Source organism: Oscillibacter sp. UBA6647, assembly GCA_002455655.1.
In the GTDB taxonomy this organism is placed as follows: domain Bacteria; phylum Bacillota; class Clostridia; order Oscillospirales; family Oscillospiraceae; genus Oscillibacter.
Map to the genome: position 1 here is coordinate 1 of DKLF01000028.1, position 476 is coordinate 476.

1 pseudogene is annotated in these 476 nt (G+C 56.9%); it reads right to left on the reverse strand.

Annotated features, from left to right (window positions below):
• Nucleotides 1-95: 95 nt before the first annotated feature.
• Nucleotides 96-476, reverse strand: a pseudogene (locus B2W96_RS02230) (M18 family aminopeptidase); the annotation flags it as partial.

A 476-nucleotide genomic window follows, 5' to 3' on the forward strand; every position in this document is an offset into this window, starting at 1 on the left:
CAAAGCAGACGGGGACAAATCTTGCCGCCCTGTGCAAAATCTGTGGCTGCCGCGCAAGCGGCAGCCACAGACCGGATTTTTATAAAGCGAAGGTTTTATTCCTGAATCATCAGCCTGTGGTCCTTCACCGCCACGCTGACACTATAAAACTTCTCGCAGATCCGAATGAAGTCTGAATAATCCTGCACGCCTGCTGTCTCGTAGGGAGAGTGCATGGCAAGCTGGGGCAGCCCAATGTCCACGGTGTTGACGGCAACCTGATTGCCGGAGAGGTTTCCCAGCGTGGAGCCGCCCAGCATATCGGAGCGGTTGTGGAAATGCTGAGGTGTCGTCCCTGCCCGGTCGCAGATACAACGGAACAGCGCGTCCGACACGGCGTCGGTGGTGTATTTTTGGTTGGCGCTATGCTTGATCACCACGCCGCCATTGAGATGGGGGCGGTTGGTGGGGTCACACTTGTCGGCATAGTTGGGGTG